16 protein-coding genes and 1 tRNA gene are annotated in these 16,421 nt (G+C 45.8%); 11 read left to right on the top strand and 6 right to left on the bottom strand.

The window, feature by feature from the left end:
- The first annotated feature begins 124 nt into the window (after positions 1–124).
- From nrdR to ABXT70_RS13915, 7 genes are all read left to right on the top strand, one after another.
- Complete coding sequence (gene nrdR / locus ABXT70_RS13945; RefSeq protein ID WP_443641070.1) at positions 125–589, top strand: transcriptional regulator NrdR; 465 nt, start codon at positions 125–127, stop codon at positions 587–589.
- Positions 589–1,728, top strand: coding sequence for a bifunctional diaminohydroxyphosphoribosylaminopyrimidine deaminase/5-amino-6-(5-phosphoribosylamino)uracil reductase RibD (gene ribD, locus ABXT70_RS13940; RefSeq protein ID WP_443641069.1), 1,140 nt, complete (start codon positions 589–591; stop codon positions 1,726–1,728). Before nrdR ends, ribD begins: the two co-directional genes overlap by 1 nt.
- A gap of 91 nt (positions 1,729–1,819) precedes the next feature.
- Complete coding sequence (ribBA, locus tag ABXT70_RS13935; protein WP_443641068.1) at positions 1,820–2,929, top strand: bifunctional 3,4-dihydroxy-2-butanone-4-phosphate synthase/GTP cyclohydrolase II; 1,110 nt, start codon at positions 1,820–1,822, stop codon at positions 2,927–2,929.
- A gap of 34 nt (positions 2,930–2,963) precedes the next feature.
- Positions 2,964–3,437 carry a 6,7-dimethyl-8-ribityllumazine synthase gene (ribH, locus tag ABXT70_RS13930; protein WP_443641067.1) on the top strand — a complete coding sequence of 158 codons (474 nt, stop codon included), beginning with the start codon at positions 2,964–2,966 and terminating at the stop codon, positions 3,435–3,437.
- Positions 3,438–3,899, top strand: coding sequence for a transcription antitermination factor NusB (gene nusB, locus ABXT70_RS13925; RefSeq protein ID WP_443641066.1), 462 nt, complete (start codon positions 3,438–3,440; stop codon positions 3,897–3,899).
- An 18-nt stretch (positions 3,900–3,917) separates the two neighbouring features.
- Positions 3,918–4,865 (top strand): thiamine-phosphate kinase, encoded by a 948-nt coding sequence (thiL, locus tag ABXT70_RS13920; RefSeq protein ID WP_443641065.1) that lies wholly within the window; start codon positions 3,918–3,920, stop codon positions 4,863–4,865.
- An 11-nt stretch (positions 4,866–4,876) separates the two neighbouring features.
- Positions 4,877–5,353 carry a phosphatidylglycerophosphatase A family protein gene (locus ABXT70_RS13915; protein WP_443641064.1) on the top strand — a complete coding sequence of 159 codons (477 nt, stop codon included), beginning with the start codon at positions 4,877–4,879 and terminating at the stop codon, positions 5,351–5,353.
- On the opposite strand, the gene ABXT70_RS13910 is transcribed toward ABXT70_RS13915, so the two are convergent.
- Together ABXT70_RS13910 and glnK are read right to left on the bottom strand one after the other, a co-directional pair.
- Positions 5,350–5,856, bottom strand: a complete 507-nt coding sequence (locus ABXT70_RS13910) for a disulfide bond formation protein B (RefSeq protein WP_443641063.1) — start codon at positions 5,854–5,856, stop codon at positions 5,350–5,352. The two genes, ABXT70_RS13915 and ABXT70_RS13910, sit on opposite strands and share 4 nt — an antisense overlap.
- A 204-nt stretch (positions 5,857–6,060) precedes the next feature.
- Complete coding sequence (glnK, locus tag ABXT70_RS13905) at positions 6,061–6,399, bottom strand: P-II family nitrogen regulator (RefSeq protein ID WP_443641062.1); 339 nt, start codon at positions 6,397–6,399, stop codon at positions 6,061–6,063.
- A gap of 257 nt (positions 6,400–6,656) precedes the next feature.
- On the opposite strand from glnK, the gene ABXT70_RS13900 reads away from it, so the two are divergent.
- Positions 6,657–8,174 carry a YifB family Mg chelatase-like AAA ATPase gene (locus ABXT70_RS13900; RefSeq protein WP_443641061.1) on the top strand — a complete coding sequence of 506 codons (1,518 nt, stop codon included), beginning with the start codon at positions 6,657–6,659 and terminating at the stop codon, positions 8,172–8,174.
- A 72-nt stretch (positions 8,175–8,246) separates the two neighbouring features.
- A complete protein-coding gene (rep, locus tag ABXT70_RS13895) occupies positions 8,247–10,265 on the top strand; it encodes a DNA helicase Rep (RefSeq protein WP_443641060.1) in 2,019 nt (672 codons plus the stop codon).
- Here the strand turns inward: rep and ABXT70_RS13890 are convergent.
- A complete protein-coding gene (locus ABXT70_RS13890) occupies positions 10,262–11,119 on the bottom strand; it encodes a DMT family transporter (RefSeq protein ID WP_443641059.1) in 858 nt (285 codons plus the stop codon). The two genes, rep and ABXT70_RS13890, sit on opposite strands and share 4 nt — an antisense overlap.
- A gap of 80 nt (positions 11,120–11,199) precedes the next feature.
- Positions 11,200–11,637: a c-type cytochrome gene (locus ABXT70_RS13885; protein WP_443641058.1), complete on the bottom strand. Its 438-nt coding sequence runs from the start codon at positions 11,635–11,637 to the stop codon at positions 11,200–11,202.
- A gap of 268 nt (positions 11,638–11,905) precedes the next feature.
- Between ABXT70_RS13885 and ABXT70_RS13880 the strand changes: the two genes are divergently transcribed.
- Positions 11,906–11,979, top strand: a tRNA-Arg gene (locus ABXT70_RS13880).
- 68 nt (positions 11,980–12,047) lie between these two features.
- Positions 12,048–13,199: a DUF6538 domain-containing protein gene (locus ABXT70_RS13875; protein ID WP_443641057.1), complete on the top strand. Its 1,152-nt coding sequence runs from the start codon at positions 12,048–12,050 to the stop codon at positions 13,197–13,199.
- An 85-nt stretch (positions 13,200–13,284) separates the two neighbouring features.
- On the opposite strand, the gene ABXT70_RS13870 is transcribed toward ABXT70_RS13875, so the two are convergent.
- Positions 13,285–13,638 carry a hypothetical protein gene (locus ABXT70_RS13870; RefSeq protein WP_443641056.1) on the bottom strand — a complete coding sequence of 118 codons (354 nt, stop codon included), beginning with the start codon at positions 13,636–13,638 and terminating at the stop codon, positions 13,285–13,287.
- Between the two features lie 188 nt (positions 13,639–13,826).
- Positions 13,827–15,806, bottom strand: coding sequence for a trypsin-like peptidase domain-containing protein (locus ABXT70_RS13865; RefSeq protein ID WP_443641055.1), 1,980 nt, complete (start codon positions 15,804–15,806; stop codon positions 13,827–13,829).
- Between the last annotated feature and the right edge of the window lie 615 nt (positions 15,807–16,421).

Genomic DNA, 16,421 nt, shown 5'->3' with positions numbered 1-16,421 from the left:
TTTTGGCTAGAAATCCATCAAATTAGCGGCCCTTTCGTCTGTGCTAGTCCGCTGGCCCAGAAGCAAATATTAAGGCTATAATGCCGTATATAACTACCATCTCAGACTATTCACCGAGAGACCTATGTATTGCCCTTTTTGCAGTAATCCAGAAACCAAAGTTATCGATTCGCGATTAGTTGGTGAAGGGGAACAGATTCGCCGCAGACGCGAGTGTTTAACCTGTAACGAGCGTTTTACCACCTTTGAAGTGGCCGAGCTATTGATGCCTCGAGTAGTAAAGCAAGACGGTACGCGGCAACCTTTTGATGAAGAAAAATTACGCGCTGGCATCTTGAGATCACTAGAAAAACGCCCTGTAAGTATTGAAGCTATTGAAGCAAGTCTAAACCGGATCAAACACTCTCTGCGTGCCAGTGGTGAGCGAGAAGTAGGCACACAGCTGGTGGGAGAGGCGGTAATGGAACAATTGCGCAAGTTAGACGAAGTGGCTTATGTACGGTTTGCCTCAGTGTATCGCAGTTTTAAAGACCTTAACGAATTCCGCGCCGAGATTGAGCGCCTAGAACAAGATCATCAAGGTAGCTAATGACTAATCAGTCCACCCATAGTCAATTTATGACTTTGGCCTTAGAGCAAGCCAGCTATGGCCAGCTAATCGCTAGGCCTAATCCGGCAGTTGGGTGTGTGTTAGTTAAAAATAACCAAGTGGTTGGTGCTGGGTTTACCCAAGAAGCTGGTGGCCCCCATGCCGAAGTGATGGCTATACGAGCGGCTGGTGGGCGTGCTGCCGGTGCGACAGCCTATGTTACCTTAGAGCCCTGTAGCCATTATGGGCGCACACCTCCTTGTAGCTTAGGTCTTATCGAGGCAGGTGTGAGCTGTTTGGCATACGGTTGCCAAGACTCTAATCCCCAAGTTGCGGGGCAAGGCTTAGCCCAACTGCGGGCTGCAAATATAGAGGTTATCGGCCCTGTTATGCAGGTAGAGTGCGAAACGTCTAATCGTGGCTTTTTGCAGCGTATGGCCACTAATAAGCCTTACGTCATTAACAAAATGGCCATGAGTTTAGATGGCCGCACGGCCATGGAGTCTGGTGAAAGTCAATGGATTACAGGCTCCGAAGCTCGAGCCCAAGTGCATCTATTACGGGCTCAAAGCTGCGCCGTGATTACTGGCATTGGGTCTGTGTTGCGAGATGATTCCAGTATGACCGTGCGTGCCGACGAGTTGGCTTTAGCGGGTGTGCATCACACTACTGTGGAGCGAATCAAACAACCCCTGCGAGTGGTGTTAGACAGTCAGTTACGTATGCCCATCACAGCTAAACTGTTGCAGCAACATGGCCCAGTGTTGGTGGCGACCTGTGTGGTTGACCCACAGCAGCATCAAGGCTTGCTCAATGCAGGAGCAGAGGTGGTGGTTTGTGCCGCAGATGGTGATGGTAAAGTGGATTTAGCAGCGGTACTGGAGGTGCTGGGCCAGCGTCAGTGTAATCAGGTGCTGGTGGAAGCAGGCTCTGGTTTAAGTGGTGCTTTTTTGCAGGCAGGCCTAACGGACCATTTAATAGTGTTTATGGCGCCGAAGCTACTTGGTAGTAAGGCCAAAGCGTTATTTAATCTGCCATTAGATAAAATGGCGCAAGCCTATGACCTGGATATTAAAGAGATCTCCCAAGTGGGTCATGATTGGCGTATTGATGCTACCCCAAAACGCCCTGATAACTAGCCACTGCCGGTGAAATCTGGCACAATACTCCGCTAAATTACCTACCCACCACTCTGTTGTGTAGGCCTTGTATTTAAGTATGGGTTATCACATGAACATGAACACCTCAGTCGAAATTATTGAAGACCTGCGACAAGGTAAAATGATCATCCTTATGGATGATGAAGATCGTGAAAACGAAGGTGATCTGGTTATGGTGGCTGAGCAGGTTCGGCCACAAGACATTAACTTTATGGCTAAGCACGCCCGTGGCCTTATCTGCCTTACCTTATCTCGAGAGCATTGTGAAAAGCTTGATTTGCCGCTGATGGTAAAAAGTAATGGTACTGCTTACGAAACCAACTTTACGGTGTCCATTGAAGCTGCCGAAGGGGTAACTACGGGTATTTCTGCTGCTGACCGTGCTTACACCATTCGCACAGCAGTATCAGGGGACGTTAAACCAGAAGATATTGTTCAGCCGGGCCATGTATTCCCATTAATGGCAAAAGAGGGCGGTGTGTTAACCCGTGCAGGCCATACAGAAGCAGGTTGTGATTTAGCTCGCCTTGCTGGCTATACTCCAGCAGCCACTATTGTTGAAATTATGAATGATGATGGCACCATGGCGCGGCGTGATGATCTGATGAAATTTGCAGCTGAACACGATTTAAAAATTGGCACCATTGCCGATTTGATTCACTTCCGTAATCTGAATGAAAAGACTATTACCAAAGTGAGTCACCATACATTACCGACTCGCCATGGAGAGTTTAGCTTACATACCTATCAAGATAGCATTTACAATGGCACTCACGTAGCACTGACAATGGGTGACATTAAGTCACATGATTCCACCATTGTTCGTGTGCACCAGGCGGATGTATTACGAGATTTAGTTGGTGCGGTGCCGTCTACACCCAAATGGACTATTGATTCTTGTCTTGAGCGTATTGCTGAAGAGGGTCAAGGCGTACTGGTGTTATTGGGACAAGCGGAGGACCGTAATTTACAAGGCAGTATAGACGCTTTCTTTGAAACAGCTGTACCTCGCCAGTTCAACACTGATGGTTCTGGTGCCTACTTAAATGTTGGCACTGGGTCACAAATTTTGCGTGACCTAGGCGTAGGTAAAATGCGTTTATTGAGCCAAGAAATGAAATTCAACGCTATTTCTGGTTTTGATTTAGAAATTGAAGAATACATCGACTGCAACGATTAAGCGGTTGCTGCACTATAAATTGTAAGGAAAATATATGTCTGTAACTCATATTGAAGGTCGTTTTGACGACGCCAATGGCCACTACACTCTTGTTGTAGGTCGCTTTAACTCATTTGTAGTAGAAAGCCTTGTCGAAGGTGCCTTAGATACGCTAAAGCGCCATGGTGTTGACGCCAATAAGATTCGCGTTGTGCGAGTACCCGGTGCGTTTGAAATACCGCTTGTAGCACAAAAAATTGCCCAGCAAGGTAAAGACGACGCTATTATCACTCTTGGTGCAGTAATTCGTGGTGGCACACCTCATTTTGAATACGTGTCTGGTGAAGCCTCTTCTGGTATCAGTAAAGTGGGCTTGGATCATGGTATCCCTGTTGCAAATGGCGTATTAACTGTTAACTCTATAGAGCAAGCCATTGAGCGTTGTGGCACAAAAGCGGGCAACAAAGGTGCAGAAGCCGCCATGTCCGCTCTTGAAATGGTTAGCTTGTTACGTCAGTTAGAGGCATAAATGAGCGTAAACAGAGGTCGTCCAGACCGCCGCCATGCAGCTAGAGAATTAGCGCTGCAGGCCTTGTATCAAATGCACATGAGTGGGGCTACTGCCGTGGATGTGCAGGCTGAATTTTTAGCCGACCAAGATTTTAAACATGCAGACAAGCGTATGTTTGGCCAACTGTTATGCGGTGTAGCTGCGCAACGAGAAAGCCTTGATACTATGATTGAACAATACTTAGATCGTAAGCTTAGTGATTTAGATCCTATAGAACTTAATGTATTGCGTATGGGCGCCTATGAGTTGAGTGATTCAGTGGCTGTGCCTTATCGTGTTGTCATCAATGAATGTATTGAACTGGGTAAAGTATTTGGCGCTACCGATGGCCATAAGTACGTTAACAGCATCTTAGACAAGGTTGCACTAAACCACCGTTCGGTAGAAATTGCAGCAAAACAAAATTCTAGCGCTCGCTAGTTTAAATATGTGAATGCTATGGGCGAATTTGATCTAATCAAACGCTATTTTGATCGCCCAGAGCTTCGTCCTGGGTCGGCTATGGCCCTTGGCCCAGGTGACGACTGCGCTTTACTCCAAGTGCCTTTTAAACATCAATTAGCGGTAAGCAGCGATACCTTTGTGTCGGGTGTGCACTTCTTTGCTGATATGCCAGCCAATCAAATAGCCCAACGTTGTTTGGCCGCTAGTGTCAGCGACTTAGCCGCAATGGGGGCCGCCCCAGCGTGGTTCAATCTATGCCTCACCATGCCTAGCGCAGATGCAGCTTGGGTTGACAGCTTTAGCCAAGGGTTAAGCGCTCAAGCCCAGGCATGCGCCATCAGTTTGGCCGGTGGTGACACTACTCAGGGCCCGTTAAGCATTAGTATTCATGCCATGGGCTGGGTGCCTGTTGGACAGGCCATTACTCGCAGTGGTGCTCAAATAGGTGATGTTATTATGGTGTCTGGTAGTTTGGGTGACTCTGCAGCTGGGCTGCAGATTATGCAACGGCAGCATGGTGCCTCAGATACGCTCAGTAAACGCTTCTGGAACCCAACACCACGCATAGCCCTTGGGCAGTGGTTAAGGAACAAAGCAACGGCCTGTTTGGATATCTCCGATGGGCTAGTACAGGATTTAGGCCATATTCTTACGGCAAGTAATTGTGGTGCAGACCTGCAATTACAAGACTTACCCTTGTCTGCTGAATTGCAGTCCCATGTCTCACAAAGCCAAGCGCGAGACTATGCGCTCAATGGGGGCGAAGATTTTGAACTTTGTTTTACCTTGCCTGTTCATCTTATCGCACCAGCACAAGCCTTTGCACAGTCGCAGGATCTTCCCCTTACAGCAATAGGCCGCACTAGCGCTAAGTTAGGTTGTCGAATCTGGCATGGGGATGGGGGCTTGTTTACAGCCCCTCAAGGTTATCAACACTTTTAAGGAATTGTTCCATGACAACGGTTAATGTAAAACCCAATTGGTTAAACCCAGTGCATTTGTTGGCCTTTGGCTTCGGCAGTGGCGCTGCACCAAAAGCTCCAGGTACCTTTGGCACTATAGCTGCTGTTTTGCTCTATTGGCCCCTATCGCAACTTAGCCTTGATTACTATTTGCTGATGATTTTAGTGACTGGCGTGTTGGGTATTTATCTATGCGGTAAAACAGCAGAAGATTTAGGTGTGCATGATCATGGTGGCATCGTTTGGGACGAGTTTGTGGGGTTTTGGATCACCATGATAGCGGCGCCAGCAGGCTGGGTATGGGTTTTGGTTGGGTTTGTAGCGTTTCGTTTTTTTGACATCATCAAACCATGGCCCATTAACTGGATCGACAAAAAAGTCACGGGCGGTTTTGGCATCATGCTAGACGATGTGATTGCAGGGGTAATGGCAGCCTTGGTTCTACAAGGCCTAGCTTGGTGGTTTTAAACCAGTATGATTTTAGTACGAACCATGCTTAGGCGTAAGCAATAAAGCGTAAATAGACCAAACAATACAAAGCTCCAACCAGCAATGGACAAGCTTAAGAAAGTCCACTGTACTTCTGCACAGGAACCGGAACCTTTAATCATGCTGATCAATACATCAGTAAATGGAAATGCATCAACCATATAGCTAAAGCTAGGGCCACAAGCAGGCACTAGGTCTACTGGCAAGCTTTGTAAATACAGTTGGCGGGCAGCTAAGCCTAAGCCGGTTAAGCTTAGTAAAAAAAGCAAAAAACCGTAGCGTTTATGGCCACCAAAGTAGGGGTTATGCAAGGCAGCCAGCATAAACACAAAGGCCATACCTAGGTAAATGAAGCGTTGGCCCATACACAGCATGCATGGGTCTAGGCCCATGGCGAACTCCATATACAAAGCCACTGCTAAGACCGCCGCACAAGCGACTAAGCCAAAGATAAATCTACCTCTGAAACCAGCGTATTTCATGATGTGTCGTCAACTCTTATTATATTGCGGCTGATACCACGTTATTATGTCTTACTTTACAAAGCTAAATATAGAAAATGAACCCTAACTTGCTACAAATAAGTTGACATAATATACAATATAAATTGAACTCATTAAACCCCACATAATTTTTAGCACTAAAAAAGCGCCAAATATGAGGGATTTAACGCGATACAGCTGCTTTTATAGCGCCTCTGGGCCTGTTTCACCTGTACGGATACGAATAGCTTGTTCAAGATTAACTACAAAAATTTTGCCGTCACCAATTTTTCCAGTATTAGCAGAGTTGCTGATGGCTTCTATAACCTGATCAACTAGGGCATCTTCTACCGCTGCTTCAATTTTAACTTTAGGTAAAAAATCAACCACGTATTCGGCACCACGGTAAAGTTCAGTATGGCCCTTTTGACGGCCAAAACCTTTCACTTCAGTAACTGTGACGCCTTGTACGCCCATATCCGAAAGCGCTTCTCGTACATCGTCTAATTTGAACGGCTTAATGATTGCAGTGACCAATTTCATTGGGAGTTCCTTTGCACTAATGATTTATAAATGGCATATCGCCTAGCATAGGGTGTTGCAGGGATTGTGCCAACTTTATTGGCTTAAAAACGGCCAAATACCCACTATTTCTTGTCTTTACTCGTTTAAAAAGCCCTAAAGTGGCGCAATGGCTGGGCTTTGCGCACTGGAATAGGGCGCGCCGAAACAGGTATCAGTGCAGCATGACAATCTCCTGCTAGACTTAACTGTTATTACCAGCCTACCAAGGAAAGGCAATGTCCTACGCGATTACATACAGCCGCGCTTATGTGGGTGTTGAAGCACCTTTAGTGAGTGTTGAAACACACCTAAGTGGTGGTTTACCGGCGTTAACTATTGTGGGGTTGCCTGAAACTGCAGTTAGGGAAAGCAAAGACCGCGTGCGTAGTGCCATTATTAACGCAGGTTTTGAGTTTCCTGCCAAACGTATCACCATTAACCTAGCACCTGCAGACTTACCCAAAGAAGGGGGCCGCTTTGATCTGGCTATCGCCATTGGACTTTTGGCGGCCAGTGGTCAGCTACCTGTAGAGGAAGTAAAAGGCTATGAGTTTGTGGCAGAACTTGCCCTCAGTTCTGAGCTCAGACCCTGTCCCGCCATATTGAGCGCCTCAATCGCCTGCCAAATTTGCCACAGAATCATGGTGGTGGCAGCAGCTAATGCTGCAGAAGCCATCATGCCGAAGGCCAGCCGCGTACTTTGCCCAAGCCACCTAAATCAGCTAAGTCAGTGGCTGCACCACCCAGAAAAACAACAACAGCCAATACTTCCACCGGGCGTAGCTGAGTCACCCCCAAGTGCTGAGTTACTAGACGTTCGTGGCCAAGAGCAAGCCAAGCGCGCTTTAATCATAGCTGCTGCGGGTAATCATAACCTGTTGATGTGCGGTCCTCCGGGCACCGGTAAAACTATGCTTGCCCAGCGCTTGCATGGATTGTTGGCCCCGCTCACAGAAAAACAAGCGTTAGAGTTGGGGGCTATTAATTCCAGCCTTGGTTTGTTTAACCCAGAGACTTGGCGCCGAGCTCCTTGGCGAGCACCACATCACAGCGCTTCTGCAGTGTCTTTAGTGGGTGGTGGTCGTGTGCCAAGAGCAGGAGAAATCAGCCAAGCGCACCATGGCGTTTTATTTTTAGATGAACTGGCTGAATTTCCACGGCATGTGCTGGATAGCCTGAGACAGCCTCTAGAAAGTGGTGAAATTCACGTATCAAGGGCAGCCTACCAAAGCATATTACCGGCCCAATTCCGCCTAGTTGCAGCCACCAACCCATGCCCTTGTGGTTACTATGGAGACGAGCACAGCGCCTGCCGCTGCACCCAAACTAAGGTGGCAAATTACCTACAACGATTGTCAGGGCCACTTCTTGATCGTATTGACCTTCAAGTTGCCGTGCAACGCCCGTCAGCGGCTGCGCTGATGGCGCCTCAAGCGGGAGTGTCTACCCAACAGGCTTCACAATGGGTCTTGGCTGCGCAAGAACGTCAGCTTAAACGATGTGGCCAGCTCAATGGCTTGCTGCCGGTATCAATGTTAATGACCTACGCTACTGTTAAACCGGTGGAAGAGCGGCTGCTAGCCAGCGCTGTTGTTAATTTAAAGCTGTCCCCCCGTGGTGTTCACAAAGTGCTTAGGGTGGCCCGCACTATTGCGGATTTGGAAACAGCTCCACACATCCAAAAAAACCACCTGCTTGAGGCTTTAAGTTATCGACGGCTAGATGTGTTGAGTATGGAGAGCCAACAAAAATAGGGCGCATAAAAACCAAAAAACACCTATAATTCGCAGCTGATTTCCGACACCTTTGTACAGAGTGATTATTCCTTGAGCCGCCTTAACCCACGCCAACAAGAAGCCCTAGAAGCGATTACTGGCCCAGTCCTTGTATTGGCTGGCGCTGGCTCGGGTAAAACCAGTGTAATCACCGAAAAAATTGCTTATCTAATAGCTGAGTGTGGCCTCAAGGGTCATCAAATTATAGCCCTTACCTTTACCAATAAATCTGCTCGAGAGATGAAAGAGCGGGTGGCAAATTTAATAACGGGTAAAGAAGGACGCGGGCTTACAGTGTCCACCTTCCACAATCTAGGCCTTAATATCATCCGTAAAGAAGTGACTGCTTTGGGTTATAAGCCAGGCTTCTCCATCTTCGATTCCCAAGACGTACTAACGTTACTAAAAGACCTTACACACAAAGAATTTGAAGCGGTAGAAGACGCTTGCGAACCGATTCAGCACCTTATCTCCAATTGGAAAAACGATTTAATTAGCCCCACTAGAGCTATGGCTAGTGCCAATGGCCCAGAGCAAGCACTAGCTGCGCGGGTTTATGAGTCCTACCAAAAGACATTAAAGCTATACAACGGTGTAGATTTTGATGATTTGATTCTTCAGCCAGTTGAGTTATTTAAAGCCCACCCAGATATTTTAGAAAAGTGGCAAAACAAAGTTCGCTACTTGCTGGTGGACGAATACCAAGACACCAACAGTTCGCAGTATTTGTTAGTTAAGCAGCTGGTGGGCCATCGTAGTAACTTTACGGTAGTAGGTGATGATGATCAATCTATCTATGCTTGGCGTGGTGCAAGGCCAGAAAACTTGGCTGAGTTACAGGCAGACTTTCCAACTCTAAAGGTGGTTAAGCTAGAACAAAACTACCGTTCCACTGGCAGAATTCTAAAAGTAGCCAACCAACTTATCGCTAATAACCCCCACGAATTCAGCAAGGCTTTGTGGAGTGATAAGGCCTTTGGCGATCCTATTCGTGTGATTAGTTGTCGTAACGAAGACGCTGAAGCAGAACGGATAGCTACCGAAATACTACAATTCCAATTACAAAATGAGGCTGAATTTAGAGATTTCGCCATACTTTATCGTGGCAATCACCAGGCACGGTTGATGGAATTGAAATTACAGGCCTACAAAGTGCCCTACAAGATGAGTGGCGGCCAATCCTTTTTCTCTCGCACTGAGGTGAAGGACATTATGGCGTATCTTAAAATTCTACTAAACCCAGCAGATGACAACGCCTTTTTGCGTATTGTGAATACCCCAAGGCGGGAAATTGGCGCAGCGACGTTAGAAAAGCTTGTTAACTATGCTAATCAACGTGGCGAAAGTCTTATACATGCCTGCCAGGGAATTGGCTTAGAACAATTCATCAGTGGCGCAGCGTTAGCCAGAGTAAGAGAATTTGGTGGCTGGATTGAGCACCTAGCGCAAAAGTCCCAACAAGAAGATCCTATAGCCAGTGTGCGACAAATGGTGCGCGAGATGGAATACCAAGATTGGTTATTACAAACCAGTAGTGGCCCACCAATGGCAGAAAAACGTATGGCCAATGTTGAAATGCTCATTTCTTCTCTACAAACTTCGTTAGAAAAAGCAGTGGAGAAAAACGACAACGCTGATATGGGCGATGCCGTAGCGCGCCTAGTGTTAATGGACTTGTTAGAGCGTCAAGAGGAAGAGGATGAAACGGACAGGGTGCAGATGATGACCTTACACTCAGCCAAAGGGCTGGAGTTCCCCCACGTTTTCTTAATGGGCATGGAAGAAGAGTTACTGCCTCACAGAAACGCAGTAGAAGAAGGCAGCATAGAAGAAGAGAGGCGTCTGGCCTACGTGGGCATTACCCGCGCTAAGCGCACCCTAGCCATCACTCTAGCGAGAAAGCGCAAGCAATATGGCGAGCTCATAGAGTGCACCCCAAGCCGTTTCTTAGATGAATTGCCTGCAGATGATTTGGAATGGCAAGGACGAGGCGATGACGACCCTAAGAAAAATGTCGCGCAGGGCCAAGCTACATTGGCTGGACTTAAAGGAATGTTTGCAGACTTTTAAACGCTTTCAAGTTGATTTTGGCGCCACTGATATAGGCTATGGAGGAGCAAGGTACCTATAACCAAGGAGCCACCTTGTAGGGCTGCAGAGCTGGGTTCTTCGCTCAGAAATAACCATACCCAAAGTGGCCCCACGGCGGTTTCCAGTAACATTAACATACCTACTTCTGCGGCAGGTAAACGCATTGGACCAATGGTGATCAAGGTCAAGGCCAGTGGACTCACAAACAGGCACAATGCCACCATATACCACCAAGAATTGCCAGAAAACCCCATAGGACTGCCAGCAAAAAAACTCACTAGGGCCAACATAAGCCCTGCCACAATTAATGAGGGAGTCATATCTCTATGGCTTACTGAACGATCGTTAACAAACCTTGCAGCCAACCCAATGCAGCAGATCAAGGCCAGCAAGTCGCCTTTAAAATTGGGTTCAGACCATGAGCCTGCTAATACCCAACCGATGCCTATCATTGCCAGGAGGATGGCTGCCCAAGTAATAGGTTGAGGCATTTCACGTAAAAATATCCAGCCTAGCACTGCGGCGAATAGTGGTGCAGCGCTAAGAATCACCAGCACATTCGCCACATTACTCAAATTGATAGCCATCACAAAAGCTACAATGTGGATAGCCATAAGAAAAGAAGACCTAAGGCTAACTGCATCCATAGGCAGCCATGAACTGGTGGATCTTTGTATTTTGAGCACAAAAGAAATTGCAATGCTCATTAATAGCCCACGCCAAAACAGGAGATCAAAGGAATCTGCCGCAATTAATCGAATTAACAAGCTATCAATACTCAGTATCAACACACCTGCTGAAGTTAGCAAAATGCCCTTAATATATTCTGACATGACACACCGTCCTTTCTAACTGCTCACATCATCCTTGCACAAAAATCCAGCAAATGCTGGGTTTTCGCAATTGTGGTTAATTACTTAGAGTTATCAACCAAATGTATTACAGCATCTTTGATTTCGTCTTCAGAGCATTTCTTACACATACCCTTAGCAGGCATGGCTTTGTAACCATACCAAGCATTAGAGAACAATTTTTCTATACCCTTATCAACACGAGGACTCCAAGCAGCAACATCGCCAAACTTAGGTGCTCCAGCAGCGCCACTATCATGACAAGCAGCACAACCACTGGCATAAACATCCTCACCAGAGCGTGGACCAGCAGGTGCAGCTGCAACCACAGCCACTTCCGGTGTGCAGTCTTCACCTTCTATGCACTGACTACCTGCTGCACTAATGCGAGTAACAATGCTTTCGTCACTGTCGTGGCTGGCCACTACAGCTAAGGAGCCAAGGCTCAAAATAACACCAGCCAAAAGGCTGGACAGGACTGCAGGCTTAAATGTGATCACGTAAAATGCCTCATACTAAAGAATGAAAAAGAGTGTGACAACCACAGTAGTTGGACACCTTACTAAAATTTGAACCGCATTATACCGACATTACATCCAAACGTGAAAGGGCAACAGGGCATTCCCTAACATCTGTTTGACAAATAGCCAAAATATGTGATTTGTAACCAACGAAACGCTCTGCTTAGGGCCTTGAACCTCAACCTCAACACACGTATGATACCGCTTCCTCGCAGTAGCCCTATATCTTTTAAGGGTTGTGCAATATGCGCCAGTAGCTCAGCTGGATAGAGTAGCAGGTTCCGATCCTGTTGGTCGGGGGTTCGACTCCCTCCTGGCGCGCCCCAAATCCCTTGGGAACTCCCGTGGTACAAGCATTTCATCAATGTTAGCTTGTGGGTGTGAACCAAATGAACGACCAAACCTGTTCTTATATATTTCTTCGTAACAGCACGTATTACTTCTCCCGACGTATTCCGTTAGACATGAAAGGACATTACTCGTCTAAAAGAATCGTTAAAAGCCTAAAGACCCGATTGAGAAGAGTCGCATTGCGAAGCTCCAATCATATTAATTTCCAGCTTGAAACCTATTGGAGTTCAATACGCGTTGAGCAGATTACTCAAAGTTTAACCAGTACTCCCTTTAGCAGCTCTGACCCATCTCTGGTTGGATGTGGTTATGATCTTGTGGATGTAAAGGAACACTACCTAAGGTTAAAAGGGAGTGATAAGAATCATAAGTTTCACAGTATGGTGGATCGTAATATTCGCTATCTAATAGATGCGGTTGGTAACAAAGACCTCACTACTTATACTTCTTCTGATGGTGCTAGATTTAGAGATTATTTATTGCAAAAAGGATTGGTGCGAACCTCCATTAAGCGAGCATTTGCATCTCTTCGTCCAATGATCAACTTAATGATCCAAGAGTATGGGTTAGATATTAAGAATCCGCTCACCAACACATACATACCTGATGGTCCGAGCACACCCAAACGGCAGCCTATTCCCTTGCCAACTATCAGGAATATTCAATCGTTGTGTGACAATTTAGATGATGATATTAGGTGGCTCATTGCACTAGTCAGCGACACGGGTATGAGACTTGCTGAAGCTTGTGGTCTTGAACGAAGCGATGTAGTTTTGGATAGCTCAACTCCATATGTAATCATACAGCCCAACACCTCACGACGCCTTAAAACAGAATCAAGCGAACGCACAGTTCCATTGGTGGGAGCTGCACTGTGGGCAGCTACTCAGGCTTTTGAGGCACTTGGATGTGAAGATGAAAAGTATCTATTTCCTAGGTATACCAAGGGTGGTAAGTGCAATGCTAATTCAGCTAGTGCAGCTTTGAATAAATGGATGAAACAATATGTTGAGGATGGGTGCGTAATACATTCATTCAGACATAGTATGCGAGACAGGCTGAGAGCTGTTGAATGTCCAACAGACATTGTTGATCAACTTGGGGGCTGGTCAAGAAGCAGCGTAGGTGAGAGCTACGGTTCTGGATACCCACTTGATGTAATGCACAAATGGCTTAAGCTAATTGAGTAACATAACACCAATACGAGCTTTATATTTATAGAATCTACAACACACGAGGTTAAACACCGTTAGTCCATGTCTGAAAACAATACCCTTAATTATTTTCAATTACTATATCAGCCTCTTTTTTCATATTGGGGCGTTGTAGTTCATAATCGCTGTTAGACAGACAACGATAAGTTAAATCAAATGATGGGATACGATCACCTAAAAAATCTAATTGTGTAGAGGTTTGGTAGTTGATAGGCATCATGTTTTTACCCAAAGAAATACAGTGTTCATTGGCATCAACTAAACCTTTCTTTTTTGCCGCACCAGCTCCTCCTAGCTCACTCTCAGAAGAAATCATATAGGTATCTGGGCCAAACGGTATTGGGCCGCTCGACGAAGCCATACAGCCACTCAAGGTTACTGCCACTGTTAGAGTAGTTAATGTGCGTATTAACATTTTCACCTCTTTTTATTATTATTAAAACCAATGATTTATAAACTTATACCATTTAATTTAACACGATACCAAGTTTAAATTTCGACTGAGCCAACTGCAGCCCAAGATAATGCCTCTAGGGGTGCATTTATTACTATATAAGAAGAGTATAATGGCAAGGCCACGGTAACTGATGAGTGCTGTATCTCTTAGTCCAACTCTGAGAACAACACCTTTTTACTTCTGACTTTCTCAATCTGCGCCAGCGTCATCCAACAGCTAATATAATAGGTGCCATCCGTTATCATCTTACCCAACTGAGATTTGCTGATAGCACTTGTGTTTGCTTTAGGAATATCAACACTGCTGCTATCTAACACACTTCTAACAACACTAGATTTGATACCAAAGTTTGTATTCTCTGGAATGCTTCCAAAGTTTTCAAACATATACTTGGCATCTAACTTAGACACTGCAACTCCAACAAGATTTCCCATGTCATCTAGTATCGGGCCACCACTATTTCCACTTTGCAGTGCCGCATCTATCTGAATATTTGAGAAGTTATTTCCAATACCAGTAAGTGAACTGATGATACCCTTGGTTACTTTTACAGATGTGCTGATATTTTTACCAAATGGGTATCCTGCGACATAGATGTCCTGCAGCAACTCTGGACGCTTGGTACTAAGTGGAAAGACAGATGTGGGTGTGAAGTCACCTTTTAAAAGTGCCAAGTCATTTTGAATATCATAAGTAATAACCCTCATCTTAATATCTTCTTGCTTTGTGTGAACAACAACATCCTGACAACCTTCTATGACATGGTTGTTGGTTATTACATAGCCATCAGAGGACACAGCAAATCCAGATCCAGATGACGCCGAGAGAACCTCATCATCTTTGGGAGCTACCTTCACAACAGGTACTGGTTTTGTAGGTGTCTTCACAACAGGTATTGGTTTTGTAGGTGCCTTCGCATATTGAAACTCATCATCCTTCCAAATGCCTTCTTCTACTGTGCCATCTGCATAGGTTACAGTGGCTTGCCCATTGAGTTTGTCATCCTTCCAAATACCTTCTTCTACTGTGCCATCTGCATGAGTGTATGTGCCTTGCCCATTGTAGTTGTCATCTTTCCACTCACCAACATATTTGTGTCCTGCCGATTCACCATTTGGGCTATATGTGAAGGTGCCTTGCCCTGTCCTTTTATCATCTTTGTACTCACCGACGTACTTGTCGCCATTTGGCCATGTATAAGTGCCTTGCCCTGTCCTTTTATCATCTTTGTACTCACCGACGTACTTGTCGCCATTTGCATGGGTGTAAGTGCCTTGCCCATTCTTTTCGTTATCCTTCCACTCACCAACATAAACGTCTCCTGCCCATTCGGATTCTGGGCCAAATGTGTAGGTACCTTGCCCATTCCTGTAGTCATCGTTGTACTCACCAACGTACTTGCCGCCATCTGCCAATGTGTAGGTGCCAAAGCAGTTATGCCAACGAACATTAGTGTCACTGGGACAATCAGGTAAAAGAGAGGCAGCTACACTAACCACACCACAAGACAAGCCTCGCTTCTTAGCTTCAACTGTATACTTGTAATACTTTGAACTACTTGAGAACCATGCCTTTTTACCATTTGTAACGTCAGGTGCAGCTATTGAACATACATAAGTATTGCTGCACAGGCTGACTTTGTCTAAACAACTTTTCACATATTGGAAGATATTATCACTCCAGATACCTTTTTCTATTTTGCCTGTTGCATAAGTGAGAGTACCTTGTCCGTGCTTGCTACCAGTCTTAAACTGGCCAACATACTTGTTGCCATTTTTATAGGTAAAAGAGCCTTGTCCGTGCTTTCTACCATCCTTCCACTCACCAACGTACCTGTTGCCATTAGATGTCAAAACGCCTTTACCGTTCCTTTTACCATCCTTGTACTCGCCAACGTATTCGGCCCATGAATAGTCATCCCCCCAGGTGGTAGTGCCTTGCCCGTTCTTTTTGTTATCCTTCCACTCACCGACGTATGTGATCTTCATGCTGTTATTAGTTGTCAAAGTACCAAAGCAATTATGTCTCCAGCCCTCAGCAGGACAATCAGGCAAATCAGAGGCACCAGCAACACCACCAAAAAGCGCGACAATTAACAAACAGATTTTGAGTGAAATATTATTCATACAATCATCTTAGACTATTTACTGTTGTGAAGACATATGCCGTGGTTTCACTATCCCCACACAGCCAACCGCTCAAGGTATCCGTCACACTGGTCTGTGCTTGGAGTTCTTGCGTACTACTGGTTTATCTATGGGACCCATGCGGGGCAAACTGGAGTACTAATTAATGATAGTAAACAGGTGGTGGCTGCTTAGAGGTTCACACCCACAAGCTAACATTGATGAAATGCTTGTACCACGGGAGTTCCCAAGGGATTTGGGGCGCGCCAGGAGTGGACTAAACTAAAGGTCATTGCCCAACGGAAGAGCTAGAAGCCCCTGAATACAAGCTATTACAACCATATCAATGAGTTTTAGCCTAGTCAAGAGGATCCTTTTGGTTCACACCAGTGGTTTACAGGCTAATCCCATAGCCTCCCACGACCACATTATCCAGTGATAACTACATGACCTAAGCTATTGATAAACCTAGAGATTCTGATGGACCATATGAGGGCCTACAAGCACCCTAAGGGGTTAATTTATATCACCAATACACAGGCTTAGGTTGGTATTTTAGTGTTCCTCAGGGAGCTTGTATGGACGCCTTGGAGGTGCTTCTGATGGTGGTTATTC

It is taken from the genome of Candidatus Njordibacter sp. Uisw_039 (assembly GCF_047730075.1).
Lineage (GTDB): Bacteria > Pseudomonadota > Gammaproteobacteria > Pseudomonadales > Balneatricaceae > Njordibacter.
This window is presented reverse-complemented; position numbering and strand designations above follow the sequence as displayed.